Below are 490 nucleotides of genomic sequence, written 5' to 3'. Positions count from 1 at the left end.
AGCCAGTACCTCGCCGGTGGCCGGGTTGGTGGTATGAAAATAGTCTGCGCCGGCAACGTTTTTACCGTTGATCCAATGGTTAATTTTTTTCATGACAGTGTCTCCTCATACGCTTGCTGGCTGATGATATGGTTGACCAGGCGGCCCACGCCCTCGACTTCAACGATCACCTCGTCGCCTGGCACCACGTCGGACAGCCCCTTCGGCGTGCCGGTGGCGATCATGTCGCCCGGTTGCAGGGTCATAAATTCGCTTAAGTAAGCGATGAGAAACGGGATGCTGAAGATCAGATCGGCGGTGGTGCCCTGCTGGCGCAGCTCGCCGTTGACCCAGGTGCGCAGCGCCAGATTATGCGGATCCGGGATCGCCTCTTTGCCGACGATCCACGGGCCGATCGGCGTCAGGGTGTCGCGGCTTTTCACCCGCAGGTTCGGCCGATAGTAGTTTTCCAGATAGTCGCGGATCGCGTAGTCGTTGCACACGGTATAGC

General features: G+C 58.6%; 1 protein-coding gene. It reads right to left on the bottom strand.

Translation table 11 applies throughout. From position 1 onward, the window contains the following. Positions 1-89 precede the first annotated feature (89 nt). The coding region (locus IDG45_RS13720; protein ID WP_206171649.1) for a fumarylacetoacetate hydrolase family protein at positions 90-490 on the bottom strand (401 nt) is incomplete at its 5' end.

The organism is Staphylococcus sp. EG-SA-10, assembly GCF_017151945.1.
GTDB lineage: Bacteria > Bacillota > Bacilli > Staphylococcales > Staphylococcaceae > Staphylococcus > Staphylococcus aureus.
Note: the sequence above shows the minus strand (reverse complement) of the source record. Positions and strands in the feature narration are given on the sequence as shown.